Source organism: Brevundimonas sp. 357, assembly GCF_003938605.1.
Lineage (GTDB): Bacteria > Pseudomonadota > Alphaproteobacteria > Caulobacterales > Caulobacteraceae > Brevundimonas.
Genome location: NZ_RHWX01000018.1, coordinates 13,484 through 39,041 on the forward strand (window position 1 = coordinate 13,484; position 25,558 = coordinate 39,041).

Sequence of the window (25,558 nt, forward strand, 5' to 3'; positions counted from 1 at the left end):
GACGGCGCGGCGTTTACGCGCGCCCGTTTCCTGACTAGGCCATGAAATCCGCAGGCGCAAAAGGCGCTGAATGCCGCGTGATTCCGAATGACCGCCCTGGCCGATCTTTTTTTGAACTCCACGGGACGTATCGGCCGGGTCCGTTTTTTCCTGAGCGCAGCGTGTCTGATCTGCGTCTGGATTGCGGCGGATATCCTGGCGCCGACGCCAGGCTGGCTTCACGCCCTGATCGCCGCCGCCCTGCTCTACAGCGGCTTCTGCGTCCTGTCCCAACGCCTGCATGACCGGGGCCGTTCAGGGTGGTGGAGCGGGCCGATCCTGCTGGCCTTCGCCCTGGCGTGGCCGCAACCGCTGACGCTTCTGGATTGGGTCGCGACGGCCGCGCTCGCGCTCGTCGCCTTCGACCTCACGGTCCTGCCGGGTCAGAAGGCGTTCAACCGCTACGGCGCCGCCCCCGGCGCCCGCCGTCAGAGCGGCGCGACGCCCGCCTGAACCGACCCGAACACATGCTGGAAGGACGACTTCAACGCATCGTCCGCCTCATCCATCGTCGCCAGCACGCCCAGATCGACCAGGCTGGTCACGCCGTGTTCGGTGATGCCGCACGGCACGATGCCGCCGAAATGGTCCAGATCCGGCTCCACGTTCAAGCTGATGCCGTGGAAGCTGACCCATTTGCGAACCTTGACGCCGATGGCGGCGATCTTGTCTTCACGGCTCCAGCCCGCGCCCTTGCGCTCGACCCACACGCCGACGCGCCCCTCGCGCATTCCCGCCTCGACGCCGAAGCGGTCCAGGGCGCCGATGATCCAGTCCTCCAGCCCGTGAACAAAGCCGCGCACGTCCTTGCCGCGCCGGTTCAGGTCCAGCATCACATAGGCCACGCGCTGGCCCGGTCCGTGATAGGTGAACTGCCCGCCCCGCCCCGTCCGGTGAACCGGAAAGCGATCCGGCGCCAGCAGGTCGTCGTCCTTGGCCGAGACCCCGGCGGTATAGAGCGGCGGGTGTTCCAGCAGCCAGACCAGTTCCTCGGCCTCTCCGGCGGCGATGGCCGCGACGCGCGCCTCCATGGCGGCCTCGGCGGCGGCGTAGTCGACATAGCCGGACGACAGCGCCCATTCGACAGGGCGGCCGTCCTCGCGAAACAGGCGGCGTTGGGAAGAGTTTAACGGGTCGGCAAGCATGATGCCCTCAATGTGGGGCCTAACGCGGCGGCGCAAGGGCCGCCCGTTGATTTGCGAGTATCGTCTTGAGCCAGATCGAAGCCGTCGATGTCGAGATTTCGGTCGTGCTGGGCCGTTCGGTCCTGCCGATGCAGCAACTGCTGCGCATGGGCCGTGGCGCGGTTATCCCGCTGGACGCCTCGGAAAAGGACGAGGTCTGGATCCTGGCCAACAATCATCCGGTCGCGCGCGGCGAGATCGAAATCCGCGACGACCGCATCGCCATCACGGTGACGCGCCCGGCGGATGTGTATGACTTCATGGCTGGGGCCGCCTGAGCCATCCCTCTCCCGGCGGGAGAGGGCTTGAGCCTCCAAGAGCGAAGCGATTGGCTAAGGCGAAAGGGTGAGGGGCTTGTCCTGTCATTCGGCGTAAGCCGTCGCGCAACGGCCTTTCGGCCGACTTCACCCTCGAACCCTCACCCTTTCGCGCAAGAACGATCGCTACGCTCTCGTGCGCTCAAGCCCTCTCCCATCAGGAGAGGGAATTTCGCCTGTTCCGCAAAACGCTCTTTTCTTTCCGTCAGCTCTCCGCTATTGCCCGCCCTCCGATGCGAGCGGTCGTGGCGGAATTGGTAGACGCGCAGCGTTGAGGTCGCTGTGGGGCAACCCGTGGAAGTTCGAGTCTTCTCGACCGCACCATCTGATCTGACAGGGCGAATCTCGGCTAGATAGGCTGAAATCATCTCAGAGGAGGCAGATACGTGACCCACACGGACCTTGCCCCTCTGCGCCCCGAAGACCCCCATCTCGAAGACGATGATCACGCCGCTCTCGGCGAAGACTACGCCCTGACGGCGGCCTTCGTCGAAAAGGTCGTGGACGCCGCGGACGACGGCGACGGCATGCGTCTGCGCGGCTTGCTGGAAGACCTGCACCCCGCCGACGTCGCCGATCTGATGGGCTTCCTGACCGCCGAGCACCGCTCGGTCGTGGTCCAGTGGCTGCCGCCCGAACTGCTGGCGGAATCCCTGCCCGAGATGGACGACGGCATCCGCGAGAAGGTGCTGGAGCACGTCCCCTCCGCCACCCTGGCCGAAGCCCTCCAGGAACTGGATTCGGACGACGCCGCCTCGGTCGTCGAAGACCTGGAGGACGACCAGCGCGAGCGCGTGCTGGCCGCCATGCCCGAGGTCGAGCGCGCCGCCATCGAATCCTCGCTGGGCTACGCCGAGGATTCGGCCGGCCGTCTGATGCAGCGCGAGTTCATGGCCGCGCCGCAGTTCTGGAACGTCGGCGACACCATCGACCACGTCCGCGCCCAGGGCGACGACCTGCCCGAGCTGTTCTTCGACATCTATGTGGTCGATCCGATGAATCGGCCGGTCGGCGGCGTCGCCATCAGCCGCATGCTGCGCAGCCCGCGCGCCACGCCCCTGATTGAGCTGATGGAGCCGGTCAACGCCATCGAAGTGGACGTCGACCAGGAAGAAGTCGCCTACATCTTCGAGAAATACCACCTGATCTCCGCCCCCGTGGTCGACACGGGCGGGCGGCTGGTCGGCCAACTGACCGTCGATGACGTCGTCAACATCATTCAGGAAGAGAACCGCGAGGACATCCTGCGCCTGGCCGGCGTCGCCGACGAGGATCGCTCGTCCAGCGTGTTCGAAATCGTGCGCGGCCGCGTGCCGTGGCTGGGCATCAACCTGTTCACGGCCATGCTGGGCGCCAGCGTCATCGCCCTGTTCGAAGGCACCATCCAGCAGATCGTGGCTCTGGCCGTGCTGATGCCCATCGTCTCGGCCATCGGCGGCAACGCCGGGACGCAGGCCCTGACCGTCACCGTGCGCGCCCTGGCGACGCGCGAGCTGAACGCCTCCAACGCCCTCAGAACCTTCTGGCGCGAGATGGCCGTCGGCCTGGCCAACGGCTTCGTCCTGGCGCCGCTGATCGGTCTGGCGGCGGGCTTCTGGTTCCAGGACTGGCGCATCGGCGCCGTCATCGCGGCGGCCATGATCCTGAACCTGCTGGTCGCGGCCAGCGTCGGCGTGCTGACCCCGCTGACCCTGTCGAAGCTGAAGTTCGACCCGGCCGTGTCCTCGGCCGTGTTCGTGACGGCGACGACCGACTTCTTCGGCTTCCTGATCTTCCTCGGCCTGGCGACCATCGTCCTGCTGTAAATCTGACCTGAAACGGCCCCGCCGATTTCGGAACGAGGCTTGCTCCGCCCCAGCCAGGGCGAGAACGCCCGTTTCGAATTGGGTCAATCCGTGTCCGCAGCCGCGCCGCAACGCCGCAAGGTCTCTCGAGAAGGCCTTCTGCTGATCAAGAGCTTCGAGGGCTTCCGCCCGCGCACCGTGCTGCGCCGCGACGGCACGCCCGTCATCGGCTACGGCCACGCCCGCTCGGCCCGCCCCGGAGCCGTGGTCAGCGAGGCCGAGGCCGAACTGCTGCTGCAATACGACCTGATGCCGATCGTCGCCCTGCTGAACGAGCGCGTGCGCCTGCCGCTGAACCAGCATCAGTTCGACGCCCTGGCCAGCTTCATCTTCTCCATCGGTCTTGAGCGATTCCAGGGCTCGGACGTCCAGGCCAAGCTGGACGCCAACGCGCCGACCGAGGCCGCCGTCGCCCTGTCCGCCTGGCCCGAGCGCGCCTCGCCGCCGGTCGACGCCCTGTATCGCCGCCGCTCGGCCGAGCGCGCCCTGTTCGACACCGCGCCGGACCTGCCAGCCCCGCTGGACGCCCTGCTGACCGCGCCCGTGCGCGGCCCAGGCGCCGCAGAGCCGCCCGTCGACGCCCCCCCGCCAAGCGTGCCCGTCATGCGTCATGAGAAACGCGCCGCGCCGACAGCGGGCGATTCAGCCCTGGGCGACCGAGGCGCGGTCCTCTTCATTGGCGGGATCGGCGCCCTGGCCTTCCTGGCGGGAATCGCCGCCTTCGGGCGCGCGCTGAGCGCCCCTGCCTCGGACGACGCCACAGTGCTGATAGGCGCAGGTCTCGCTACGGCCGGCCTAGTCTTCATCGGCGTGGCGGCCTGGAGTTTCCTGCGCGGCAAGAACATGCCCGCAGAGCAGAAACAGTCGCACTGACAGCAGTCTTTGCGAAGCTCGCGCGCGATGCTACGCCTTGCGGCATGAGCATTCCCTTCGCGCCCCAATCCATGGAATTCGGCCTCGGCGAGACCGCTGACGCCATCCGCGACACCACCGCCCGCTGGGCCGCCGAACGGCTGGCCCCCCGCGCCGCCGAAATCGACGAGAAAAACGCGTTCGCCCGCGACCTGTGGCCCGAGATGGGCGAGCTGGGCCTGCACGGCATCACCGTCGAGGAAGAGTTCGGCGGCCTCGGCCTCGGCTACCTCGAACACGTCGTGGCGATGGAGGAAGTCTCCCGCGCCTCGGCCTCGATCGGCCTGAGCTACGGCGCTCACTCCAACCTGTGCGTCAACCAGATCCGCCGCTGGGGCACGCCCGAGCAGAAGACGAAATACCTGCCCAAGCTGATCTCGGGCGAGCACGTCGGCTCCCTGGCCATGTCCGAGGCCGGCTCGGGTTCGGACGTCATGTCCATGCGCACCCGCGCCGAGAAGAAGGGCGACCGCTACGTCCTGAACGGCACGAAGTTCTGGATCACCAACGCCCCCTCGGCCGACACCCTGGTCGTCTATGCCCGCACGGGCGAAGGCAACGGCGGCGTCACCGCCTTCCTGATCGAAAAGGGCATGAAGGGCTTCAGCGTCTCCAAGAAGCTGGACAAGATGGGCATGCGCGGCTCGGACACGGCCGAGCTGGTGTTCGAGGATTGCGAAGTCCCCGAAGAGAACATCATGGGCGGCGAAGGCCGCGGCGCGGCCGTGCTGATGAGCGGCCTGGACTACGAGCGCGCCGTCCTGTCGGCCGGTCCGCTGGGCATCATGCAGGCCGCCCTGGACGTGGTTCTGCCCTACGTCCGCGACCGCAAGCAGTTCGGCAAGGCCATCGGCAGCTTCCAGCTGATGCAGGCCAAGGTGGCCGACATGTACGTCGCCCTGAACAGCGCCCGCGCCTATGTCTATGCCGTGGCCCGCGCCTGCGACCAGGGCAAGACCACCCGCTACGACGCGGCGGGCGCCATCCTGCTGGCCTCCGAGAACGCGGTGAAGGTCTCGCTGGAGGCCGTCCAGGCCCTAGGCGGCGCCGGCTACACCAAGGAATGGCCGGTCGAGCGTCTGGTCCGCGACGCCAAGCTCTACGACATCGGCGCCGGCACCAACGAAATCCGCCGCTTCCTGATCGGCCGCGAACTGCTGGGAAGCTGATGTGATCGGACGGGGGCCTTTGCTGGGCGGCCTGGGCGCGCTTTTCGCCTCCGCCGCCTGGGCTCAGGCCCCCGCCCCTCTTCTCGATCAGGCCGCCTTGACGGCGCAGGCTGAGCGCGTCGAACGCCACGCAGACGCGCTCAGCCGCCTGTGGCCCGGATACTGGCCGCAAACCCAACCCTTCATCCTCTATGCGCCGAACGTCGGCGCCGTCTTCGGCGGCGATCGCCTGCCCGACACGCCCCGCTTCAGGCCTGGCCGGCTAGAGGGCGCTGAATTCCACTTCGTCCTGGATTATCCGTCCGGCCGCCCGGACACTGTCCTGCTGCGCCCCGACGGCCCCGACGACGACCTGTCGACCCTGTTCCACGAACAGTTCCACGACTACCAGAACACGGCCTTCCGCTGGATGTCGGGCGACGGGCATCAGGAATTCGTCGATCTGAATGCGATTTCCGACCTGGCCGGATTCATCGCCGCCCTGGATCTGGAGCGCCTCGTACTGCAAGCCGCCTTGCTAGAGCCTGACGCGACCGCCCGGCGACGTCTGGCGCGAACCTATCTGGCGCTCAGGTCAGCACGAAGCGCCGAGCTTCCCTCCGAAATCCTGGCGGTGCAGCAACAAAGAGAGTGGTCAGAAGGCACGGCCGAGTTCATCGGCCTGCAGGCCGGCAACCTGATCGCCGATCGCCCCGACGAGGCCCTGCCCCGCGCCATCGCCAGGAATCTCGGCGTTCCGGGCGATAACGACATGAGCCTGGTTTCCGAGCTGTTCCGCTGGCGCGCCTATCCCGTCGGCGCCGCCCTGACATGGCTGCTTGCTGACCTCGACGCGGACCAGTGGCGAACGCATATCAGCCGAGGCGTCCCGCTGGACGTTCTTCTGCGCCAGACCATCGGCGAAGGTTCGCATGAGGATGTCTCGGCCGCCGCCGCGCGCTTCGACCTTCCCGCGCTCAAGGCTCAGGCCGCCGAACGACTGAACCAGGCGCCCAAAGGCGTCACGAGCCGCGAAGCCTTCCTGGACCAGGCTCCCCACTGGCTGGTCCTCGAACTGAAGGCGCCCGGCGTTCGCGGCAAGGACGTCCAGTTGTCTTTTTCAGCGGGAGCGATGACCCCGCTGGCCGACGGCGGCATCGCCCTGCCCCGCGGCACGGTGGTCATGGAGGCTCCGGGTTTCGCGCTGAAGAGCGAAGGAGTCCCGGCCCTGATTGATGTCCCCACAGGCGTGGTCGCGGAAGGCATGACCATCCACACCGTCACGCTACCTGTTTCATTGGCCGAACTGCGCGAGTTTCGCGCCGGCGAAACGATCCTTCTCGAAAACCAGGACTTGTCGCTGCACATCACCGCGCCGGGCGAAATCCATCAGCAAGCCGGCCAGACCCGGATCAGCCTGACCCTGCCCCAGGAACCTTAAAGCGAGCGGAAGGTTGCCCTTCATTCGAAGGAGATCGTCGTCATGCCCGCCAAATCCGCCGCCCAGCAGAAAGCCGCCGGAGCCGCCCTGTCGGCCAAGCGCGGCGATACGCCAAAATCCAAGCTCAAAGGCGCGTCGAAATCCATGATGGAATCGATGACCGAAAAACAGCTGGAAGAGTTCGCCCACACCCGGCGCAAGGGCAAACCCGAGCACGTTGCAAAACAATAGACGTTCCACCACGCCTCAGGGATGGCGCACGGTTCGCAGCACCCCTAACTTGACGGACCTTCGCTCCCTGAGTCTCGCCTGATGACGCCTGTTTCCACGCCGCCGCCCGATGAAGGGCGGACCTTCTCCGACGTGCTGGAGCGCCTGGGTCAGGGCCAATCCGACAAATTGTCTCTTCGCGAAATGGTCGAAGCCTTTGGCGAGCGCGGTTTCGGCGCCGTCATCCTGATGCTGGCGCTGATGGCGCTGGTGCCCTGGCCGCCTGGAGGCAAGGCCGTGTTTTCCGTGCCCATCATCCTGATCGCCGCCGAGTTGGCGCTGCAACGCGAGAAGGTCTGGCTGCCTCGATGGCTGTTGAATCTGTCGGTCAACCGCAACTCCTATCGATCCGCCGCCGACAAGATTCTGCCGCGCCTGCGCCGGGTCGAACGGTTGACTCGCCCGCGTTGGCCCGCGTTGACGGGCGAGGTCGCCGATGTGGTCATCGGCCTGATCTGCATTCTGCTGGCGCTCATGATGGCCCTGCCGGTGCCGTTCGGCGACGCCCTGCCCGGTCTGACCCTGGCCCTGTTCGGCCTGGGAATCATCCAGCGCGACGGCGCCTTCATCCTGGCCGGCTTCTTCGGCACGGCCGTCTGCGGGATCTATCTGGCCCTGGTGTGGACGACGGTGGTCGCCGTCGTCGCCGGCATCGCCGAATGGGCGACCAACCTCTTCTAGGTTCAGCCCGCGTCGGTCTGGCCGCTGAGGCCCTGCATGATCATGCGGTTGATGTCGATCAGCGTCGAGAAGTCGTCCTCGCCCCGCATGACCTCGGAGGTGTTGCGGTTGACGAACAGGCTCAGGGAAATGAACTGCGCCCGCATCGCCTGGGGCATGGCGTTGTCGGGGTCCGAGCAGGCCGTCGCCAGCGTCGACCACAGGCGGCGGTTCCAGTCCAGGGCGTCCATCCGCCCGGCGACATCCGACTTGTCCAGGGTCGAGGCGTGCATAAGGGCGCGCGTCACCTGGCCGAACAGCCGGTATTCCATTTCACGCGGTGATTCAGCCCGCGTCGCCGCCGTCTTGTACGCCTGAAGCGACATTGCCGAGCCTTTGGTCTTCGTAATCAACGATTGTGCGAGCGCCCATCAGGGCCTTGTAATACTGGCGCGCCAGCACGTGCTTGGAGCAGGCGACGCATTCGGTCAGGATGTCCGGATTGCGGACCGCCCCCATGAACTCCGTCAGGCGCAGCGCGAATTCATCATAGAATTTGGGCGCTTCCGACTCATCCAGATACATCATCATGACGGGGAAATAGATGCGGCGCGCAGGCGTGGTCACGTCCTCGGGCTGCATGATGTCTTTCTCGCGCAGGACGCTGGCCTTGTTCTGCAGGACCAGCACGCCGCGACGGTCGCCGTTCTGCACGACGGCCCCGTTCAGCACGAATTTCTCGCCGGGCTTCAGCGACAGTTTCAGAGGCAAGGGAAGGTCTCCGTGGCGCCGCCCTCACCGTGACGGCCGGCCGCTGAAGAACTGTAAAGCGACGTGGTTAACCATCCCTTCACTTCAGGGGCTTCCCAGCGTCACGTTCGCACAGACGGGAACGCCCCGCCCAGCAGAGCCGTTGACCTTTCGGAAGGGAGACGACGATGGCAGGACCGGAATTCGAAGCCGACGGGCAGGACCAGGCCGAGGTCTATGACGAGACCCATCTGGACGATGAAGGCGACGGCGATCTGTCGTTCGACGAAGCCGACGACGTGCTGGACGTCACCCAGTTGGACGGGGACGCCGACGCCGAACCTTTTGACGAGGACGACGCCGATCTGGACGCCGACCTGGCGCTGGACGGGATAGAGGCTGAGGCCGACGCCCTGCTGGGCGTCAACGGCGTGCGGCTGAACGAGACGGACGGCGACGGCGGCACGGCCTCGGGCGCGAACGAGATCGAGCTGGTTTACGCCGGCTTGATGCGCAACCAGCGCGGCGCTCAGGCCAGCGCCGCCCACTGGGAAGCCAAGCGCCTCTCTGACGACGACATCGAGGATCTGGGCTACGGCCCTGAGCAATGAGGGATTCCATGACCGAACATCATCCGACCAAGGCCCAGGAAGACGCCGACCCGAACACCCCCCCGGTCAAGCGCGCTCCCCACGAACACGGCAAGCCCGACCAGTTGAAGGACAAGGAAAAGGACGCCGAGAACCGCCAGGAAGCCCTGATCGACGAAGGCGTCGAGGAGACCTTTCCCGCCAGCGACCCGGTATCGGCCAAGCGCATCACCTGATCCTGCCGCCTGTTCACGCGCATCTCTTTAAGCTACCTGCTCCTTTCCCCCGGAATGGAGCAGGTTTCGCATGAGCCGGTTCGAAGGCACGTCCAACTACATCGCCACAGACGACCTGAAGGTCGCCGTCAATGCCGCCGTGGCGCTGGAGCGGCCGCTGCTGATCAAGGGCGAGCCGGGCACCGGCAAGACGGTTCTGGCCTATGAACTGGCCCGCGCGCTGAACGCGCCGCTGATCACCTGGCACGTCAAATCAACCACCAAGGCCCACAACGGCCTGTATGAATACGACGCCGTCAGCCGCCTGCGCGACAGCCAGCTGGGCGACGAACGGGTCCACGACGTCCGCAATTATCTGAAGAAGGGCAAGCTGTGGGAGGCCTTCACCGCACCCGCCCGCCCTGTCCTCCTGATCGACGAGATCGACAAGGCCGACATCGAGTTCCCCAACGACCTGCTGCAGGAACTCGACCGCATGGAGTTCTACGTCCAGGAAACGGACGAGACGATCCGGGCCGAGATCCGCCCGGTCGTCGTCATCACCTCGAACAATGAGAAGGAGTTGCCGGACGCCTTCCTGCGCCGCTGCTTCTTCCACTACATCCGCTTCCCCGACGCCGAGACGATGCAGGACATCGTCGAGGTCCACTTCCCCGGCATCAAGCCGCGCCTGGTCTCCGAGGCGCTGAAGACCTTCTACGAGATCCGCGACACGCCGGGCCTGAAGAAGAAACCCTCGACGTCCGAACTGCTGGACTGGCTGAAGCTGTTGCTGGTCGACGACGTGGCGCCGGAGACCCTGCGCGAAAAGACGCCGGGCAAGCTGATCCCGCCGCTGCACGGCGCCCTGCTGAAGAATGAGCAGGACGTGCATCTGTTCGAACGCCTGGCCTTCATGGCCCGCCGCGACGGCGCCCGTCCCGGCGGCTGATTTCAGCCGCTTTCCCGTCGTCTTTCGATTACCGCGATTTCACTGGTCCCGCCGCGCTTATGGCGCACAATCGGGACCTGGAGTGGAGCCGACCATGCAACAGATCACCTGGCCTGTTATCGCTTTGGCGCTGATGGCCGCCGCCTGCGACAACTCCGGCACGGTGCGCATCACCACCTCCTCGACCTCGGATTCGTCCGGCGTGCTGAAAGTGGTCGACGCCCTGCAATGCCCCCAGACCCAGGGCGTGCTGACGCGCAAGGGTTCGGCCCGCGCCGACGGCTCCTGCGTCTATAGCGGCCCGCGCGGCTCGGAAGTCGTCCTGCGCCTGGTCCAACTGGACGGCCGTTCGGCGCAGAACGCCCTGAAACCCTTCGAGACCCGTCTCGCCGCCGAATTGCCCGAGGCCATGGCCCAGGTCGAAGCCGAGAACGCCCGCGCCGAAGCCGACGCCGCCAGGGCTGAGGCCGACGTCGCCAGGGCCGAGGCGGACGCGGCTCGCGCCGAGGCCGACGCCTCTCGCGCTGCGGCCGAAGCCGCTTCCGGCGACTCCGCCCAAATCAGCGCGCCCGGCGTGCGCGTCGACGCCCAGGGCGACAAGGCCACGGTCCGCCTGCCGGGCATGCGCATCGACGCCGACGGCGACCGCGCCAATATCCGCATCGGCGGCCTGACCATCCGCGCCGACGACAAGTCGAGCCGCGTCGACGTCTCGTCCGGAGACGACGCCGTGAAAATCGAAGCGACCGACGGCGCCGCCCGCATTCGCACCAGCGCCGCCGGCGAGTCCGTCCGTTCGACCTTCCTGATGACGGCGAACGAACCCTCGGCCAGCGGCTGGCGCACCGTGGGGTATGAGGCGCGCGGCCCGGTCGGCGGCCCCATCGTCGTCGCCACCGTCCGCAGCAAGGACCGCGACCCGGACCGCCTGTTCGACGCGGCCAAGGCGTTGGTGACGCTCAACGTCGGCGATTAACCCCCATCTATCGCAACGGCCGCCCTTGATCGCGCGTTCGGTCTGAGTCACCAGCCTGAGCATGCGCAGCATCAAGACCTTGGCCGAAGAAATCGAAGACGCCGGCCCCGCGCCCCGAGTCCGCAAACCCAAGCCGCCTCGCGCCTGGCAACGCATGTTGTCCGGCCGCCGCCTGGACCTGCTGGACCCCTCGCCGTTCGATATCGAGATCGAGGACATCGCCCACGGTCTGGCCCGCGTCGCCCGCTGGAACGGCCAGACGATCGGCGAGCACGCCTTCTCGGTCGCCCAGCACTCGCTGGTGGTCGAAGAGATCGCCGCCCACATCCGGCCGGGGCTGGAGCCGAAATGGCGCCTGGCCGCCCTGCTGCACGACGCCTCGGAATACGTCATCGGCGACATGATCTCGCCGTTCAAATCGGCCCTGGGCGCCGGCTACAAGGATTTCGAGGCCCGGCTGGAAGCCGCCATCCACGTCCGCTTCCAACTGCCGCCCAAGACGCCGCAGACGATCAAGTCCCTGATCAAGAAGGCCGACAAGGCCTGCGCCTTCTATGAGGCGACCCAGTTGGCCGGCTTCACCCGCCGCGAGTCGCTGCAGATCTTCGGCGCCCCGCCGCCCGGCTATGATCTGATCATCGAGCCCCAGCCTGCGGCCATCGCCCAGCAGCGCTATCTGGACCGCTATCGCGTTTTGGCCGAAGCTGTCGGCATCCTGCCCGGCGCCGACGCCTGGCACACGGAATAGGACGCGCATGACGCAGGGGGGCGAACAGGGCGTGCGAATCGGCCTGTCGGCCGTGGTCATCGCCCTGCGCGACCGTCAGGCCGTGGTGCTGACCACCCATGCGGCGGACGGAGCGTCCGCCCTGCCTTTCGGTCCTTTCGATCCGGCTCGAGATCGCACGTTCGAGTTGGCTCTGCGCGCCTTCGTCACCGAACAGACCGGCTTCCCCCTCGGCTTCGTCGAGCAGCTCTACACCTTCGGCGACGCCGGTCGCGCCTCGCCCCGCGCCACGCCGGGTCCAGAGCGCGCGCGCGAGGTCTCGGTCGGCTATCTCGCCCTGACCGCCGAAGCGCCCGAGGCCCCGGGCCTGGACGCCGCCTGGACGCCCGTCTTCGACATCTTCCCTTGGGAGGACTGGCGTCAGGGACGCCCCCCCATCCTGGCCAGCCTGTGCTCGGACCTGGCCGAATGGGCCGGAGACGACGCCGTCCGACGCGGCCGCGCCGATTCCCTATTCGCCCTCTCGCCCGACGCGCGCTGGAACGAGGAGCGCGTGCTGGAACGCTACGAACTGCTCTACGAAGCGGGCCTTGTCGCAGAATCCGCCCGCGATCACGACCGGCCGATCCCCGCTCCCCTGGGCGACCTGTCCATGACCTCCGACCACCGCCGTATCGTCGCCACCGGGCTGGGCCGGTTGCGCTCGAAGCTCAAGTACCGCCCGGTCCTGTTCGATCTGACGCCCCTGACCTTCACCCTGTCCGCCCTGCAGAACGCTGCCGAGGCGGTGGCGGGCCTATCGCTGCACAAGCAGAACTTCCGACGCGGCGTCGAGCGCACCGGCCTGGTCCAGCCCACGGGCGTTCTCGCCAGCGACACCGGCGGCCGTCCGGCCGAACTTTTCCGCTACATCGGCCCCGAACCGGCAGGCGGTGCGCCCTCGGGTCTGACCCTGCCCGGACAGCGTTGAAGCGCCAGTCGATTTTCTTCGACATACCGCTTGCAGCCCGGGACGGCTTTCATTACAGAAGCCGCTCGCTCAGCCCCATTAGGGACTACCGACCCGCGGAGAGGTGGCAGAGTGGTTGAATGTACCGCACTCGAAATGCGGCGTACGTGGAAGCGTACCGGGGGTTCGAATCCCCCCCTCTCCGCCACTTCGGAACAAAACCGGGAACGCCGATTCCCGCCGATTTCCCTCCCTTGGCGGCTACCAGCGTCCTCAACAGGACGTTTTTGCTTCCTTTGATGTAGATCGCGTCGTCTGCGACCTCGACGTGTTGGGCGAAGGCCCGGACGTGTTCCCGCCGATAGCCGCCCTTTCCAAGCCGCAGTCGGGTGCGTGCTTCGCTCGCCAGTTCCCGCACGGCTGCCCCGGTGAGGCGCTGGTGGGTAGAGCTTGCGAGCATGGCTTCGATCCGCGTGGCATCGGCCCGCGCCTGATCCCGAAGCGCCGTGAGGCCCGCGATGCGCTCGCCAAGGGAAGACTCGGCCGGGTCGAGCGAACCGGCTTCAATGGCATCGTAGAGGCGCTTGAGGCGGTTGTCGGCCTCGGCCGCGCGATGGTTCAACTCGGCAATATGCTGGCTGCGCCGCTCGACGCCTTCCTGCCGGCGATCCAGAAGCGAGGCGAGAACGTCTTCGATCCGCTCGGGGTCGAGAAGCCTTTCCTCGATATGCGTCACCACCATGCGGTCGAGCTTATCCATCGGGATCGCGCGGCCCTTGCAGCCTGTGTCGCCCTGCCGTGCCCGAATCGAGCAAGCATAGTAGCGATACCGGCCGTTCTTGCCGGTGCGCAGCGTCATTGCGCCTCCGCAATTGCCGCAATGGCAGATGCCGGTCAGCAGGTTCGGGCCGCTGACGACGCGCGGCGGCGTCACCTTCGGATTGTTGACCTTCAAGCGATTCTGCACGGCCTCGAATATCTCAAGGTCGATCAGCGGCGGCACGGCGACGGTGACGATTTCCTCCTCCGGCTTCACCACGCCCTTATTGGAGCGGCGATTGAAGCGATGCTCGCCGATATAGGTGCGCCGGGTCAGGACACGGTGAAGCTGGCCGATGCCCCAACGCCCGCCGTTGCGGGTAAACATGCGGTGCTTGTTCAGGTGATTGACGATGTTCTTGACGCCCATGGGGCCGGACGTGCCGTCGCCTTCCGATGCAAGGCGGAAAATCAGCCGCACGGTGTCGGCATGGAGCGGGTCGATCTCCAGCTTCTTCTTCATCTTCGCGCCGCGCTGCTCGGCATCGACGACACGGTAGCCGATGGGCGGCAGGGAGCCGTTCCAGAAGCCTTGCCGGGCGTTCTCCTTCAAGGCGCGCATGACGTGCTTGCCGTTCTCCTTCGACTGGTATTCGTCGAACAGCGCCATGATCTGCCGCATCATGACGTGCATGGGGTCGTCGCCCATCTCCTGCGTGATGGACACCAGCTTGACGCCGTTCTTGGCGAGCTTCCTGACGTTGAACTCCAGCTCGAAGTGATCGCGGAAGAACCGGCTGAACGAATGGACCACGACGACATCGAAGGGCGCGGGCTTGGACGTGCCGGCCTCGATCATCCGTTGGAACTCGGGGCGGCGGTCATTGGTGGCCGAAGCGCCGGCTTCCACGAAGGTTTCGACAAGCTGGTAGCCGCGCGAGACACAATAAGCCTCGCCCTGCTTGCGCTGGTCGGGGATCGACACGTCATGCTCGGCCTGCCGCGTGGTGGAAACGCGCAGGTAGAGCGCGGCGCGCAGCGCAACATGGGGACTTTGCATATTCATGACCGGACTCCTTCCGCCGTGCGACGTTCTATCAGCGGCAATTCCAGCTCCACGCGGTCATGCAGCACCTTAGGGACGAGCTTCTGGCCCTCGCCGGGGTCCATACGGATCAGGCCGTAGCTCGCCATCTTCTTGAGGGTTCGGGACAGGTTAGGCTTCGCCCGTCCCGTGATCCGCGACAGTTCCTCCAGCGAACCGGGTGACTGCTCGTCGATGACGCGCAGCAACTCGCGGTTCCCGCTCGAAAGGAGCTGCGCGAAGGATTCCATGGATGTGAACCACACCTTCGGATCGTCGGGTGCGGGCTTTTCCTCGCCTTTGGCGATCCGCATGGTGCGCGCCTTCATCTCGTCGTAGTCGGCAATCCCGACTTTCAATGTGGTCATGTTACGCCTCGTTCCTTCAACACCGCGTCCGCCGCCTGCCAGAAGTCGGCCAGCAGCGTGGCCGCATCCTCGTAGGCGTAGGGCTTCACGGTCTGGAGGCGATGCCGGTGGTCCATCGGCTCGCCCCGCCTTCCTCGGCCGACCGGATGGGCGTTATCGAATCCGACCAACCGTTCGCCCGAAGGCCCGTGAAGCGTGAGCGAATAATCGAGGCCGTGCGGCTTTTCCGGCGAGGCCGGAACGCGGGTGACGACGAACTTCACCCAATGGCCGCCCTCGGGATCGACAACGAGCACCTGTCCGTCGAGGTCCAGAAGCGTGTCGAGGCTCGGGTCACGATCCTCGCTCATGGCTTAGTGTTATCATCGGAGGATAACCGTTGCAAGTCCTGATTGCCAGGATCGTCGATTGGGCCGAACAGTCGGTCGAGCACGTCACCGAAATACCGCTCGAAGATTTGCAGTTCTTCCTCGGTGATCGGCACCTTCTCGGGCCAGTCGTCGAAGACAGGCAACGACACCACATCGACGATGCGAAGCGGCGACCTGCGGCGCTCCCGGCCGTCCGGCGTAGGTTCGTCGGCATAGTCGAAAAGATCGTCGGGAAGTGTCTCGGGGACCGGCTGTCGCGGTCGCCCTTTGCGGGCGCGACGGCGCTCTGCACACATGGAATCCTCCTTGGTTCTGGTGGATTCCGGGGCGCTGTAGGCCCCGGAATTGGGCGAACCATGGAGGGCAGTCGGCGGGCTGTAGCGTGCCGCATTTGCGTCTATGCGCTGGCGGCACCCCTGCCGGGATGGGACTCAGTTGGCGGCTCGCCGTGCCTTGGCGAAGCCGCGATCCGTGGCGATGAACCGCTCCAGCATGGGCACGATGAGCCTGACGGGATCGGCGACGGGCTGGCCGCTCTCGCGGGCCAGCACCTCGGCATAGGCGGTCAGATCGCGGTGAAGCGGCGCGGGTAGCTCCACCGTCACCTTCACGGGCTTGTCGTCGGGAAGCGGGCCGAGTTTCAGCTTGGTCATGGTCAACCTCCTGCCGGCTCAAATACAAGGTCGCGGGTGACGATGATCCTGACCGGGAAGCCGGGCCGGATGGTGAGAGTCGGCGCAACCTGCAACTGGCGCTGCACGATCTGCTGGCCCGCCTGATTGACGGTATCCTGCGCCCCGTCGCGGATAGCTCGAACAAGCCGGTCCTCGTCGCTGGTCGCCAGCTCCGTGCCGACTGCGAGCAGCGTGGACAGCCCTGCGGCCTTCATCAGATCCCACCAATGGTAATCAACCCCGTCTTCCAGCCCGGCATAGCCGCTGGCGTCCGCGCCCGGCAGGCGCTCAAGGACGATGGAACGGCCACCGGGCAGGATCAGGCGATTCCACACCAAGAGCACCCTGCGCTGGCCGAAGGTCACGCCGTCATCGTATTGACCGATGATGCGCGTCCCTTGCGGGATCAGGAGCAGGCTGCCGGTCGGGCTGTCATAGACGTTCTCGGTCACTTGCGCCGTGATCTGGCCCGGCAGGTCCGAGCGGATGCCGGTGATGAGCGCGGCGGGGATCACGGCCCCGGCCTGAAGGATGTAGGGCGATGCCGGCGGCGCGACGCGATCCGGCGCGATGGTCTGCCGGTCCACGGGTCCGTTGAGGAAAGCCGCGTGCCGGTCTTGCGTCGCGGGCTGTCCGCCGAGGCCGAGTCCTGCAAGGCCGGGCATGGACGTTCCTGCCGGCGCTCCCGTGCGTGGGCCGGACTGGAAAAACACGTTGCTCAAGCGCGCGGCTTCTTCCTCGGCGCGGCGGCGTTCTTCTTCGGGATCGACGGCGGGCGTCGTCATGACGGGCGGCGCGACCGGCTGTCCCCTGTTCTGCGCGTCGAGGATCGGACGGCCGAGGTCGCCGGGCAGCGCCGGGCCGAGCACCGGCCCCGTATAGTCGCGCGGCAAGCCGGACAGGCCGTCCGCCGTTGGGCGGTTCTCGGTCGAATAGAGTTCTTCGCCTCCCGGCCCTGCATCGCGGATCTGGAGCGCGTAGATCAGTGCGCCGCCGATGCCGAGCAAGGCGACCGCGCCGACGCCTGCCAGCATCTTGCGAGACAGGCGGGTGACGCGCGGCGGTTCGGCGCGCAGGCGCATGGGCGCGATGGTGTCGCTGATGGTGTTGTCGGTCATGACGGGGAGCCTCCGGTCGCGCTGGCGGGCTGTGCGGCAGCGGCCTGCGTCGGGTTGATGCGAACGATCCTGACGACCTGCTGGCGGTTGCCGTTGCCAAGGCGCAGCTCGGCCGCGCCGAACAGGCGGTCCACGATCAGGACGTTCTGGTGGACTCGGCTGTTGACGATCTGCGGTTCGCCATTCGTGCCGAGCACGAAAATCGGCGGCATTTCGCCCTGCACGATCCCGGCCGGGAAGACGACATAGACGCGCCGGCCATCGTCGAACACGGAAGCCGGCCGCCATGGCGGGTTGTCGCCCTGCACGTGCAATGCATAGCGGTAGTTCCGCGCAGCCTCGGCCGGGATGATCGGTGCGGCTGGAACGGTGTGACGCTGGCCGGCAGGCGGTGCGGGATAGGCCCATGCGACGGCCGGCATGTAGAGTGATTCCCGCGCGCGCAACTCGATCATGTAGGTGCGCCGGTCGGTGGTGACGACAAGGTTGGTGGAAATGTCAGGTCGCGTCGGTTTCACGAGGATATGGACGCGGCGGTTCGCACCGCTGCCGCTCTCGGTGTCGCCTATGATCCAGCGGGCGGTGTCGCCGGCCGCAATCGGCCCCGCGCCTGTCAGGCTCTCGCCCGGCTCCAGCGCAATGGTCGTGATCTGCCCGACTGCGGCATAGACCTGATAGAGCGCGCCTTCCGACCACGGATAAATCTGGATTGCATTGTAGTAGCCTTCCCGGCGCGGCTCGACGCGGGCGGCTGCATTGGCGTTCTCGACGCGGCCGGCCGGCGTCCCTGCGGCGGTTCCTCCACGCGCGACGGTCCATGCAGGGGGCACACGCAAAGGCCGGGGCGTGTTATCGGTTGCCGCCGCCTGCACGGTTGGCAGCGGGGGTACGCTGGCGTCATAGCTGAATTGCGGCGTCCGGTTGGTGGCGCAGCCTGCGAGCATGGTGGCAGAAAGCAGCACGGCCGCGATTGTGGGGGTGCGGGTGATCGTCCTCATTGGCTCATCTCCCGCGACCACGAAATTGCGTTGACGTAGATGCCGAGCGGATTGGCGCGCAGCCGTTCGGCATCGCGCGGCGGCTGGATGGCGATGGTCAGGATCGCGGTCCATCGTTCCGTGCTGGAAAGCTGGCCGTTCTCGAAATGGCGTTCGGTCCACGCGACGCGGAAGCTGTTGGGGGACGCCCGGATGACGCTAGACACCTCGACGGCGACCTGTTGACGGCCGACCTTGGCGAAAGGATCATTGGCGCGGGCGTAGTCGTTGAGCGCCGCCGCCCCGCGATCCGTGGTCCATTCGTAGGCGCGAAGCCAGTTCTGGCGGACAATGATCGCGTCGGCCGGGATCGCGCGGACCTGCTCGATGAATCGGCCGAGATGGAAAGCGATCTGCGGGTCGGTCGGGCGATAATCGGCGGCGGCCGGCGCGACGGTCTGCGCCTGTCCAAGATTGTCCACCTGCACCACCCACGGCACCACGGTCCCGCGCGCGGATTGCCAGACCAGCGCCGAGGCGAAGCCGGCCGACAGGATCAGGGAACCGAAGGCCATATAACGCCAGTTCCTCGCCTGCACGCGGGCCGAGCCGATACGCTCGTCCCATGCCTGCGCGGCCTTCTGATAGGGCGTCTCGGGTTCCGGCGATTTGCCGTAGTGGGTTGCTGGTCGTTTGAAGATGCTCATGAGCGGTCACTTTCGGAAAGGTTGATGGAGGAACCGGAGCCGTGGCTGTCGCCGGAGCGCACCGCATGGGCGGCCATGGTCGTGCCGTGGTTCATGGCCTGCGAGCGCCGCATCCGTTGCGCCCATGCGGGCGGGCTGCCGGCCGGGCCGGATGCTGCTGCGGTGGGATCGGCGCTCGCGCCGCCGACCGTGCCTGCGGTGGATGAGCCGCCGGTCACACCGAAGGCGGCGCGTGCGCCACCGGAAAAGCTGGACTTGACGCTCTCGGTGGCTTTCGAGACGGCGCGCTTCAAGGGAGAGACGGCGGCCGAGCCTGCGGCGCGGGCAACACCACCAAGGCCGGAAGCAACACCGACCGCGCCGGACTGGCCGAGCGCGCCGACGCTATAGGCTGCGGTTGCCGCGCCCGCGGCGGTCGCACCGCCGCGGACGGCCGCGGCCCCACCGGAGAGGGCGGCAGCACCGCCCTTGGCCGCAAGCATAGCCCCGCCGCCAGCGGCGACACCTGCACCTGCGACCGCAAGGCCGGTTCCCACGGCCGCGCCCGCGCCGAGCTGCGGGCCGCCAGAGACGATGCCGTTGGCGATGCCGGGGCCGAAGATGCCGAGGCCGAGCAGCGACAGGGCTGCCAGCACAATCGCCATGGCGTCGTCGATGGTCGGGGTTGCCCCGCCGAAACCGGCCGTGAATTGCGAAAATAAGGTGCTGCCGATGCCGATGATGACGGCGAGCACCAAGACCTTGATGCCGGACGACACCACATTGCCCAAGACCTTCTCGGCCATGAAGGCGGTCTTGCCGAACAGGCCGAAGGGGATCAGGACGAAGCCGGCGAGCGTGGTCAGCTTGAACTCGATCAGCGTCACGAAAAGCTGGATGGCGAGGATGAAGAAGGCCAGCACCACCAGCGCCCATGCAAACAGCAGGCACGCGATCTGGATGAAGTTCTCGAAGAAGCTGATCCAGCCCATCAGGTCGGAAATGGAATCGAGAAGCGGACGGCCGGCGTCGAGGCCGGTCTGCGCCACGCGGCCCGGCCGCATCAGATCGGTGACGGAAAAGCCGGTGCCCGAGGCCATGAGGCCGAGGCCGGCGAAACTCTCGAAGACGATGCGGGCGAGGTTGTTCCAATTGCCGATGATGTAGGCGAAGACGCCGATGAACAGCGTCTTTTTGACCAGCCGCGCGATAATGTCGTCATCCGCGCCCCATGCCCAAAAGAGCGCGGCGAGCGTCACGTCGATGACGATCAGCGTTGTGGCGATGAAGGCGACCTCGCCGCCGAGCAGCCCAAAACCACTGTCGATGTAGGAGGTGAAGACTCCGAGGAAATTGTCGATGACGCCCGTGTTGCCCATGGTCAGCGCGCCTCGCTGCGGTCACGGCCGAGGAAGCGGTCGCGGGATTCAGCCCAAGCGGCGAGGCAGTCGGCATCGCTTGCGGCGGCCTCGCCGAGCTGCTGGCAACGGCGCAGGCTGGCGCGCAGGGGATCGGGCGGCGGCTGGAGGGCCGAGGCCGGGAGCGGCGCGGAAGGTTCATCCTTCCGCGCCATGTCGATTGCGGTCACTGTCAAGGCAATCGCAACGAACACCACGGCCCCGAGCCGGGCCAGCATCTTGCCGTCCATGGCGAGCCTCCCGGTCAGTTGTTGCCGTTGTTGAACATCTGCGCGTTGCCCGGCAGGTAGCCGGTGCCGGGTGTCAGGAACCGCTCGCGCTGGATGCGGCCCTGTTCAGCAGCGGTCGCGCGCTCGGCCTCGGTCAGCGCGTCGGCCCGGCCATTGGCCGAGATGACCGCGATCAGGTCGGAAAGCTGCTGCGACTGGAGGGCGAGAAGCTGGTTGCCGGCCTGCGTGGCTTGCAGCGCGCCGGTCGCGCCTTGGCTCTGGCCGACCAGCGCGGCCATTTCGGCGCGGTTGCTGTCGATATTGCCGACCGCTCCCGCCTGCACGCGCATGGCGTCCTGCAAGCTGCCGACCGTGTTCTCCCACCGGCTGCGCGCATCGGCGACAAGCTGGGCGTCGGTCGCCGAAAGCGAGACATTGCCATATTGCTTCTGGAACGCTTGGTCGATCTGGCCGACCTCGAAGGCGATGTTCTGTGCCTGCCCGAGAAGCTGCTGCGTGCGCTGGACGCTCTGCTGGAGCTGCTGGAGCGAGGAATATGGCAGGCTCGCCAGATTGCGGGCCTGATTGATGAGCATCTGCGCCTCGTTCTGGAGGCTCTGAATCTGGTTGTTGATCTGCTCCAGCGTGCGCGCGGCGGTAAGCAGGTTTTGCGCATAGTTGGTCGGGTCATAGACGATCCGGCCGAAGCCGAATTGTGCATGGGCCGGGCTTGCCAGCATGGGCGAAAGCGCGACGGGCATGGCGAGCGCCAGCGCGAGGGCCGAGGCCCCAACGATCTTGGGATAGGTCATGGAAGAATCTCCTGTGTGGGGTGGCTATCGAGCGGGGCCGGCGCGGCGGATTCCGGCCGGTCGGCAAGATTGGTGAGGTTCGGGATCAGGTCGGCCGCCCAATCGACGCCGCGCTCGCGCAGCCATGCGGCGAGGAAGCCGTCGCGGCCGCGTTCGGCGACGATCTGCGCAATGAGGGTCTGGTCGGATTTGGCGGATGCGGCGCAGAGGGCGAGGCCGACTTCGGACAGGCCAAGCTCGAACAGGCGATTGCCGCGCCGTGACTGGCAGTAATAATCCCGCTTGGGCGTGGCCCGTGCGAGGATTTCGATCTGCCTGTCATTGAGGCCGAAGCGGCGATAGATGGCCGTGATCTGCGGCTCGATGGCGCGCTCGTTCGGCAGCAAGAGTCGCGTCGGGCAGCTCTCGATAATCGCGGGCGCGATGTTGCTGCCGTCAATGTCGGACAGGCTTTGTGTGGCGAAGATGACGCTGGCGTTCTTCTTGCGCAGCGTTTTCAGCCACTCACGGAGCTGGCCGGCGAAACCCTCGTCGTCCAGGGCAAGCCAGCCTTCATCTATGATGAGCAGCGTGGGGCGGCCATCGAGCCGGTCGCCGATACGATGGAACAGATAAGCAAGCACGGCAGGGGCCGCGCCGGTCCCGACAAGGCCCTCGATCTCGAAGGCTTGCACGTCCGCCGATCCCAAATGCTCTGTCTCGGCGTCGAGCAGCCGGCCATAGGCACCGCCGACGCAGAACGGACGGAGCGCCTGTTTCAGATCGTTGGATTGCAACAGCACCGCAAGGCCGGTGATGGTCCGTTCCTCGACCGGCGCGGAAGCGAGCGAAGTCAGCGCCGTCCAAAGGTGTTCCTTGACCTCGGGCGTGATCGCCAGCCCCTCGCGCATGAGGATGGCCGCAATCCAGTCCGCCGCCCATGCGCGTTCATAGGTGTCGTGGATGCGGGCAAGTGGCTGGAGCGAAACGGACGCCTCATCTCCTTCCGTGAGGCCACCGCCCAAATCGTGCCAATCCCCGCCCATGGCGAGCGCGGCGGCGCGGATGCTGCCGCCGAAGTCGAAGGCGAAAACCTGCGATCCCGCATAGCGCCGGAACTGCAAGGCCATGAGCGCCAGCAGCACGGATTTGCCCGCGCCGGTCGGGCCAACGACAAGGGTGTGTCCTACGTCGCCGACATGGAGACTTAGCCGGAACGGGGTTGAGCCTTCAGTCTTTCCAAAGAGCAAAGGGGGTGCACCGAAATGCTCGTCCCGTTCCGGCCCCGCCCACACCGCTGAAAGCGGGATCATGTGGGCGAGATTCAAAGTGCTGATGGGCGGCTGGCGGACATTGGCGTAGGCGTGTCCGGGCAGACTGCCGAGCCATGCGTCAACCGCGTTGACGCTCTCGGGCATGACGGTGAAGTCACGGCCCTGAACGATCTTCTCGACCAGGCGCAGCTTCTCTTGCGCCACGCGCGGGTCGGCATCCCATACGGTGACGGTCGCCGTGACGTAGGCCATGCCCGCCACGTCTGCCCCAAGCTCCTGCAACGCCATGTCGGCGTCGAGCGCCTTGTTCGCCGCGTCGGTGTCCACAAGGGCGGACGCCTCGTTGGTCATCACCTCTTTCAAGATCGCCGCGATGCTCTTGCGCTTAGCGAACCATTGGCGACGGATGCGGGTCAGCAACCGGGTCGCATCGGTCTTGTCGAGCAGGATCGCGCGCGTGCCCCACCTGTAGGGGAACGGCAGCCGGTTCATCTCGTCGAGCAGGCCCGGCATCGTTGCGGTCGGGAATCCCACGATGGTCAGGACGCGCAGATGTGTGTCGCCAAGGCGCGGCTCCAGCCCGCCAGTCAACGGCTGGTCGGCGAGCAGCGCGTCGAGGTGCATCGGCACCTCGGGCACGCGCACGCGATGGCGGTTGGTTGAGATGGTGGAATGGAGGTAGGTCAGCGTTGCGCCGTCATCCATCCAACGGCACTCGGGCATGAAGCCGTCGAGCAGCGCCAGCACGCGGTCGGTGCGGTCGATGAAGCCGCGCATCAGCTCCCACGGGTCCACGCCGGTTTTCTCGCGGCCCTCATAGAGCCATGCCTCAGTGCGGGCGGCTTCCTCGGCCGGGGGCAGCCAGAGGAAGGTGAGGAAGTAGCCGGACACGAAATGCGCGTCCGCTTCCTCGAAACCAGCCTTCCGTTCCGCATCGACCAGCGCCGACGCGGCATCGGGAAAGCGACTATCGGGATAGGTCGCCGCCTCGCTGCGCTGTGCCTCGACGAAGATGCTCCAGCCGGAGCCGAGACGGCGCACGGCGTTGTTGATGCGGCCGGCGACGGCGACCAGCTCGGCCGCGACGGCGGAATCCAGATCGGGGCCGCGAAACTTCGCGGTCCTCTGAAAACTCCCATCCTTGTTCAAGACGACGCCGGAGCCGACCAGTGCCGCCCATGGCAGATAGTCGGCGAGTCGGGTGGCGGTGCTGCGGTATTCGGCAAGGTTCATCATCGACGCGCCTCCCTCACACCGCCAGATGGCCGGGGATGCGCAGATGCCGCCGCCCGACCTCGACAAAGAGGGGATCGCGCTTTGCCGCCCACACGGCCGCGAAATGACCGATGGCCCAGATGGCGATGCCGACCAGCCAGAGGCGCAGGCCGAGGCCCACGGCCCCGGCCAGCGTGCCGTTCAGAATCGCGATGGAGCGCGGTGCGCCGCCGAGCAAAATATGCTCGGTCAGCGCCCGATGGACCGGGACCGTGAACCCCGGCACCGCGTCGAGCTGTTCGAGGCCGCCCGCCATCAGATGAGCGCCCCGCCGCCGAACGAGAAGAACGACAGGAAGAAGCTCGACGCCGCGAAGGCGATGGACAGGCCGAACACGATCTGGATCAGCTTGCGAAAGCCGCCGCCCGTATCGCCGAAGGCCAAAGTCAGGCCGGTCACGATGATGATGATGACGGCGATGATCTTGGCGACCGGCCCTTCGATGGACTGGAGGATGCTTTGGAGCGGTGCTTCCCACGGCATCGACGAACCGGACGCATGGGCGGCCGGGGCGAGCATGAAGCTGATGACAAGGGTGGATGCGGCGGTCGCGGCGAAGCGATAGCCGCGCGAAATCGTGCGGATCATGAAGATTCTCCTGTGCTGGTGGGGATTGCCAAAGGGATGGGATGCGTGATGCGGTAGTCGCCGTCCGGTCCCAGCCCTTCGACGCGGGCGAGTTCGGCCAGCCGGCGCGCGGAACCGCGCCCGGAAAGGACGGCAACGAGGTCGATTGTCTCGGCGATCAGGGCGCGCGGGACGGTGACGACAGCCTCTTGGATGAGCTGTTCAAGGCGGCGCAGCGCGCCGATGCCGGTGCCTGCATGAATGGTGCCGATCCCGCCCGGATGGCCCGTGCCCCATGCTTTGAGCAGGTCGAGGGCTTCCGATCCGCGCACCTCGCCGATAGGGATGCGGTCGGGGCGCAGGCGCAGCGAGGACCGGACCAGATCGGAAAGCGTCGCCACGCCGTCTTTCGTCCGCATGGCGACAAGGTTGGGCGCGGCGCATTGCAGCTCGCGCGTGTCCTCGATGATGACGACGCGATCCGCCGTCTTCGCCACCTCGGCGAGCAGCGCATTGGTCAGCGTGGTTTTGCCGGTGCTGGTGCCGCCCGCTACCAAGATATTGGCGCGGGATGCGACGGCTTCGCGCAGCGTTTCCGCCTGATCGGTGGACATGATGCCCGCCGCCACATAGTCGTCGAGCGTGAACACCGCGACGGCGGGCTTGCGGATGGCGAAGGTCGGGGCAGCGACCACGGGCGGCAATAGCCCTTCAAACCGCTCCCCGCTCTCGGGCAGTTCGGCCGAGACGCGGGGGCTGCGGGCATGAACCTCCGCGCCGACATGATGCGCGACTAGCCGAACGATGCGTTCGCCATCGGCGGCGGACAGTCGCTCGCCCGTGTCGGAAAGCCCTTCGGATAGCCGGTCCACCCAAAGGCGACCATCCGGGTTCAGCATCACCTCGACGACGGCCGGGTCTTCGAGCAGCCGGGCAATGGCGGGGCCGAGCGCGGTGCGCAACATGCGCGCGCCGCGCGCGATGGATTCCGGTTTTTGGTGGTTGGTGGTCAT

31 protein-coding genes, 2 tRNA genes and 1 pseudogene are annotated in these 25,558 nt (G+C 66.6%); 16 read left to right on the top strand and 18 right to left on the bottom strand.

Annotation, left to right across the window (positions count from 1 at the left end; genetic code table 11):
• Positions 1-87: 87 nt before the first annotated feature.
• On the top strand, positions 88-492 hold the full coding sequence (locus EGK63_RS14480; protein WP_125902084.1) for a DUF805 domain-containing protein: 405 nt from the start codon (positions 88-90) through the stop codon (positions 490-492).
• Here the strand turns inward: EGK63_RS14480 and lipB are convergent.
• Positions 468-1,184, bottom strand: coding sequence for a lipoyl(octanoyl) transferase LipB (gene lipB / locus EGK63_RS14485; protein ID WP_125902085.1), 717 nt, complete (start codon positions 1,182-1,184; stop codon positions 468-470). The genes EGK63_RS14480 and lipB overlap by 25 nt on opposite strands.
• Positions 1,185-1,249: 65 nt before the next feature.
• Between lipB and EGK63_RS14490 the strand changes: the two genes are divergently transcribed.
• The 8 genes from EGK63_RS14490 (at position 1,250) to EGK63_RS14525 (ending at position 7,836) form a co-directional block, all read left to right on the top strand.
• Positions 1,250-1,501, top strand: coding sequence for a FliM/FliN family flagellar motor switch protein (locus tag EGK63_RS14490; RefSeq protein WP_003164329.1), 252 nt, complete (start codon positions 1,250-1,252; stop codon positions 1,499-1,501).
• Between the two features lie 278 nt (positions 1,502-1,779).
• A tRNA-Leu gene (locus EGK63_RS14495) sits at positions 1,780-1,864 on the top strand.
• A 62-nt stretch (positions 1,865-1,926) separates the two neighbouring features.
• Positions 1,927-3,345 carry a magnesium transporter gene (mgtE, locus tag EGK63_RS14500; protein ID WP_125902086.1) on the top strand — a complete coding sequence of 473 codons (1,419 nt, stop codon included), beginning with the start codon at positions 1,927-1,929 and terminating at the stop codon, positions 3,343-3,345.
• Between the two features lie 39 nt (positions 3,346-3,384).
• A complete protein-coding gene (locus EGK63_RS14505; RefSeq protein WP_165906625.1) occupies positions 3,385-4,257 on the top strand; it encodes a lysozyme in 873 nt (290 codons plus the stop codon).
• 44 nt (positions 4,258-4,301) lie between these two features.
• A complete protein-coding gene (locus EGK63_RS14510; protein ID WP_125902088.1) occupies positions 4,302-5,465 on the top strand; it encodes an isovaleryl-CoA dehydrogenase in 1,164 nt (387 codons plus the stop codon).
• Position 5,466: 1 nt separating this feature from the next.
• On the top strand, positions 5,467-6,885 hold the full coding sequence (locus tag EGK63_RS14515) for a hypothetical protein (RefSeq protein ID WP_125902089.1): 1,419 nt from the start codon (positions 5,467-5,469) through the stop codon (positions 6,883-6,885).
• Between the two features lie 42 nt (positions 6,886-6,927).
• On the top strand, positions 6,928-7,116 hold the full coding sequence (locus tag EGK63_RS14520) for a DUF3008 family protein (RefSeq protein ID WP_125902090.1): 189 nt from the start codon (positions 6,928-6,930) through the stop codon (positions 7,114-7,116).
• 81 nt (positions 7,117-7,197) lie between these two features.
• Positions 7,198-7,836, top strand: a complete 639-nt coding sequence (locus EGK63_RS14525; protein WP_125902091.1) for an exopolysaccharide biosynthesis protein — start codon at positions 7,198-7,200, stop codon at positions 7,834-7,836.
• A 2-nt stretch (positions 7,837-7,838) separates the two neighbouring features.
• Here the strand turns inward: EGK63_RS14525 and flaF are convergent, their stop codons facing one another.
• Together flaF and flbT are read right to left on the bottom strand one after the other, a co-directional pair.
• Entirely contained in the window at positions 7,839-8,201 is a 363-nt protein-coding gene (flaF, locus tag EGK63_RS14530) for a flagellar biosynthesis regulator FlaF (RefSeq protein ID WP_087141384.1), read from the bottom strand.
• On the bottom strand, positions 8,161-8,586 hold the full coding sequence (gene flbT / locus EGK63_RS14535; protein ID WP_125902092.1) for a flagellar biosynthesis repressor FlbT: 426 nt from the start codon (positions 8,584-8,586) through the stop codon (positions 8,161-8,163). Before flbT ends, flaF begins: the two co-directional genes overlap by 41 nt.
• Before the next feature lie 167 nt (positions 8,587-8,753).
• Between flbT and EGK63_RS14540 the strand changes: the two genes are divergently transcribed.
• From EGK63_RS14540 to EGK63_RS14570, 7 genes are all read left to right on the top strand, one after another.
• Entirely contained in the window at positions 8,754-9,176 is a 423-nt protein-coding gene (locus EGK63_RS14540; protein ID WP_125902093.1) for a hypothetical protein, read from the top strand.
• An 8-nt stretch (positions 9,177-9,184) separates the two neighbouring features.
• A complete protein-coding gene (locus tag EGK63_RS14545; RefSeq protein ID WP_243637707.1) occupies positions 9,185-9,391 on the top strand; it encodes a hypothetical protein in 207 nt (68 codons plus the stop codon).
• Between the two features lie 70 nt (positions 9,392-9,461).
• Positions 9,462-10,322, top strand: coding sequence for a MoxR family ATPase (locus tag EGK63_RS14550; RefSeq protein WP_125902095.1), 861 nt, complete (start codon positions 9,462-9,464; stop codon positions 10,320-10,322).
• A gap of 94 nt (positions 10,323-10,416) precedes the next feature.
• Positions 10,417-11,298, top strand: coding sequence for a methyltransferase type 11 (locus EGK63_RS14555; protein ID WP_125902096.1), 882 nt, complete (start codon positions 10,417-10,419; stop codon positions 11,296-11,298).
• A 154-nt stretch (positions 11,299-11,452) separates the two neighbouring features.
• Positions 11,453-12,046: a YfbR-like 5'-deoxynucleotidase gene (locus EGK63_RS14560; RefSeq protein ID WP_125902101.1), complete on the top strand. Its 594-nt coding sequence runs from the start codon at positions 11,453-11,455 to the stop codon at positions 12,044-12,046.
• Positions 12,047-12,053: 7 nt separating this feature from the next.
• A complete protein-coding gene (locus EGK63_RS14565; RefSeq protein ID WP_125902097.1) occupies positions 12,054-12,995 on the top strand; it encodes an NAD regulator in 942 nt (313 codons plus the stop codon).
• A gap of 97 nt (positions 12,996-13,092) precedes the next feature.
• Positions 13,093-13,182: transfer RNA gene (locus tag EGK63_RS14570), tRNA-Ser, on the top strand.
• A gap of 576 nt (positions 13,183-13,758) precedes the next feature.
• Here EGK63_RS14570 and EGK63_RS17020 read toward each other — a convergent pair.
• The 15 genes and pseudogenes from EGK63_RS17020 to trbB all read right to left on the bottom strand — a co-directional run.
• Positions 13,759-14,799: pseudogene (locus EGK63_RS17020) on the bottom strand (recombinase family protein); the annotation flags it as partial.
• The gene (locus EGK63_RS14580; RefSeq protein ID WP_051231117.1) at positions 14,796-15,185 is read right to left on the bottom strand and encodes a transcriptional regulator; all 390 of its coding nucleotides are present in this window, start codon (positions 15,183-15,185) and stop codon (positions 14,796-14,798) included. The pseudogene EGK63_RS17020 and the gene EGK63_RS14580, both read right to left, overlap by 4 nt.
• Entirely contained in the window at positions 15,182-15,535 is a 354-nt protein-coding gene (locus tag EGK63_RS14585; protein ID WP_029074223.1) for a DUF6516 family protein, read from the bottom strand. Before EGK63_RS14585 ends, EGK63_RS14580 begins: the two co-directional genes overlap by 4 nt.
• Positions 15,532-15,852 (bottom strand): hypothetical protein, encoded by a 321-nt coding sequence (locus EGK63_RS14590; protein ID WP_029074222.1) that lies wholly within the window; start codon positions 15,850-15,852, stop codon positions 15,532-15,534. Before EGK63_RS14590 ends, EGK63_RS14585 begins: the two co-directional genes overlap by 4 nt.
• Positions 15,853-15,987: 135 nt before the next feature.
• Complete coding sequence (locus EGK63_RS14595) at positions 15,988-16,209, bottom strand: DUF2274 domain-containing protein (RefSeq protein ID WP_029074221.1); 222 nt, start codon at positions 16,207-16,209, stop codon at positions 15,988-15,990.
• A 2-nt stretch (positions 16,210-16,211) separates the two neighbouring features.
• Positions 16,212-17,348 carry a TrbI/VirB10 family protein gene (locus EGK63_RS14600; RefSeq protein ID WP_029074220.1) on the bottom strand — a complete coding sequence of 379 codons (1,137 nt, stop codon included), beginning with the start codon at positions 17,346-17,348 and terminating at the stop codon, positions 16,212-16,214.
• The gene (trbG, locus tag EGK63_RS14605; RefSeq protein ID WP_029074219.1) at positions 17,345-18,346 is read right to left on the bottom strand and encodes a P-type conjugative transfer protein TrbG; all 1,002 of its coding nucleotides are present in this window, start codon (positions 18,344-18,346) and stop codon (positions 17,345-17,347) included. The genes EGK63_RS14600 and trbG overlap by 4 nt, the downstream gene beginning before the upstream one ends.
• A complete protein-coding gene (gene trbF / locus EGK63_RS14610; protein ID WP_029074218.1) occupies positions 18,343-19,032 on the bottom strand; it encodes a conjugal transfer protein TrbF in 690 nt (229 codons plus the stop codon). The genes trbG and trbF overlap by 4 nt, the downstream gene beginning before the upstream one ends.
• The gene (gene trbL, locus EGK63_RS14615) at positions 19,029-20,390 is read right to left on the bottom strand and encodes a P-type conjugative transfer protein TrbL (protein WP_029074217.1); all 1,362 of its coding nucleotides are present in this window, start codon (positions 20,388-20,390) and stop codon (positions 19,029-19,031) included. The genes trbF and trbL overlap by 4 nt, the downstream gene beginning before the upstream one ends.
• A 2-nt stretch (positions 20,391-20,392) precedes the next feature.
• Complete coding sequence (gene trbK-alt / locus EGK63_RS14620) at positions 20,393-20,659, bottom strand: putative entry exclusion protein TrbK-alt (RefSeq protein ID WP_029074216.1); 267 nt, start codon at positions 20,657-20,659, stop codon at positions 20,393-20,395.
• Positions 20,660-20,673: 14 nt separating this feature from the next.
• Positions 20,674-21,450: a P-type conjugative transfer protein TrbJ gene (gene trbJ, locus EGK63_RS14625; RefSeq protein WP_029074215.1), complete on the bottom strand. Its 777-nt coding sequence runs from the start codon at positions 21,448-21,450 to the stop codon at positions 20,674-20,676.
• The gene (gene trbE, locus EGK63_RS14630; protein ID WP_029074214.1) at positions 21,447-23,939 is read right to left on the bottom strand and encodes a conjugal transfer protein TrbE; all 2,493 of its coding nucleotides are present in this window, start codon (positions 23,937-23,939) and stop codon (positions 21,447-21,449) included. The genes trbJ and trbE overlap by 4 nt, the downstream gene beginning before the upstream one ends.
• A 13-nt stretch (positions 23,940-23,952) precedes the next feature.
• On the bottom strand, positions 23,953-24,234 hold the full coding sequence (locus tag EGK63_RS14635) for a VirB3 family type IV secretion system protein (protein WP_029074213.1): 282 nt from the start codon (positions 24,232-24,234) through the stop codon (positions 23,953-23,955).
• Positions 24,234-24,566, bottom strand: coding sequence for a TrbC/VirB2 family protein (locus EGK63_RS14640; RefSeq protein WP_029074212.1), 333 nt, complete (start codon positions 24,564-24,566; stop codon positions 24,234-24,236). Before EGK63_RS14640 ends, EGK63_RS14635 begins: the two co-directional genes overlap by 1 nt.
• On the bottom strand, positions 24,563-25,558 hold the full coding sequence (trbB, locus tag EGK63_RS14645) for a P-type conjugative transfer ATPase TrbB (protein WP_029074211.1): 996 nt from the start codon (positions 25,556-25,558) through the stop codon (positions 24,563-24,565). The genes EGK63_RS14640 and trbB overlap by 4 nt, the downstream gene beginning before the upstream one ends.

Bases quoted from the DNA above. Each gene is read 5' to 3' on its own strand.
- EGK63_RS14595 (WP_029074221.1), bottom strand. From the start codon at position 16,209: ATGACCAAGCTGAAACTCGGCCCGCTTCCCGACGACAAGCCCGTGAAG.
- trbL (WP_029074217.1), bottom strand. From the start codon at position 20,390: ATGGGCAACACGGGCGTCATCGACAATTTCCTCGGAGTCTTCACCTCC.
- trbJ (WP_029074215.1), bottom strand. From the start codon at position 21,450: ATGACCTATCCCAAGATCGTTGGGGCCTCGGCCCTCGCGCTGGCGCTC.
- EGK63_RS14525 (WP_125902091.1), top strand. From the start codon at position 7,198: ATGACGCCTGTTTCCACGCCGCCGCCCGATGAAGGGCGGACCTTCTCC.
- trbE (WP_029074214.1), bottom strand. From the start codon at position 23,939: ATGATGAACCTTGCCGAATACCGCAGCACCGCCACCCGACTCGCCGAC.
- trbK-alt (WP_029074216.1), bottom strand. From the start codon at position 20,659: ATGGACGGCAAGATGCTGGCCCGGCTCGGGGCCGTGGTGTTCGTTGCG.
- trbB (WP_029074211.1), bottom strand. From the start codon at position 25,558: ATGACCACCAACCACCAAAAACCGGAATCCATCGCGCGCGGCGCGCGC.
- EGK63_RS14580 (WP_051231117.1), bottom strand. From the start codon at position 15,185: ATGACCACATTGAAAGTCGGGATTGCCGACTACGACGAGATGAAGGCG.
- EGK63_RS14555 (WP_125902096.1), top strand. From the start codon at position 10,417: ATGCAACAGATCACCTGGCCTGTTATCGCTTTGGCGCTGATGGCCGCC.
- flaF (WP_087141384.1), bottom strand. From the start codon at position 8,201: ATGTCGCTTCAGGCGTACAAGACGGCGGCGACGCGGGCTGAATCACCG.
- trbF (WP_029074218.1), bottom strand. From the start codon at position 19,032: ATGAGCATCTTCAAACGACCAGCAACCCACTACGGCAAATCGCCGGAA.
- EGK63_RS14640 (WP_029074212.1), bottom strand. From the start codon at position 24,566: ATGATCCGCACGATTTCGCGCGGCTATCGCTTCGCCGCGACCGCCGCA.
- EGK63_RS14635 (WP_029074213.1), bottom strand. From the start codon at position 24,234: ATGGCGGGCGGCCTCGAACAGCTCGACGCGGTGCCGGGGTTCACGGTC.
- EGK63_RS14510 (WP_125902088.1), top strand. From the start codon at position 4,302: ATGAGCATTCCCTTCGCGCCCCAATCCATGGAATTCGGCCTCGGCGAG.
- EGK63_RS14540 (WP_125902093.1), top strand. From the start codon at position 8,754: ATGGCAGGACCGGAATTCGAAGCCGACGGGCAGGACCAGGCCGAGGTC.
- EGK63_RS14480 (WP_125902084.1), top strand. From the start codon at position 88: ATGACCGCCCTGGCCGATCTTTTTTTGAACTCCACGGGACGTATCGGC.
- EGK63_RS14585 (WP_029074223.1), bottom strand. From the start codon at position 15,535: ATGAGCGAGGATCGTGACCCGAGCCTCGACACGCTTCTGGACCTCGAC.
- EGK63_RS14590 (WP_029074222.1), bottom strand. From the start codon at position 15,852: ATGTGTGCAGAGCGCCGTCGCGCCCGCAAAGGGCGACCGCGACAGCCG.
- EGK63_RS14550 (WP_125902095.1), top strand. From the start codon at position 9,462: ATGAGCCGGTTCGAAGGCACGTCCAACTACATCGCCACAGACGACCTG.
- EGK63_RS14565 (WP_125902097.1), top strand. From the start codon at position 12,054: ATGACGCAGGGGGGCGAACAGGGCGTGCGAATCGGCCTGTCGGCCGTG.
- EGK63_RS14560 (WP_125902101.1), top strand. From the start codon at position 11,453: ATGTTGTCCGGCCGCCGCCTGGACCTGCTGGACCCCTCGCCGTTCGAT.
- EGK63_RS14520 (WP_125902090.1), top strand. From the start codon at position 6,928: ATGCCCGCCAAATCCGCCGCCCAGCAGAAAGCCGCCGGAGCCGCCCTG.
- EGK63_RS14545 (WP_243637707.1), top strand. From the start codon at position 9,185: ATGACCGAACATCATCCGACCAAGGCCCAGGAAGACGCCGACCCGAAC.
- EGK63_RS14600 (WP_029074220.1), bottom strand. From the start codon at position 17,348: ATGACCGACAACACCATCAGCGACACCATCGCGCCCATGCGCCTGCGC.
- trbG (WP_029074219.1), bottom strand. From the start codon at position 18,346: ATGAGGACGATCACCCGCACCCCCACAATCGCGGCCGTGCTGCTTTCT.
- lipB (WP_125902085.1), bottom strand. From the start codon at position 1,184: ATGCTTGCCGACCCGTTAAACTCTTCCCAACGCCGCCTGTTTCGCGAG.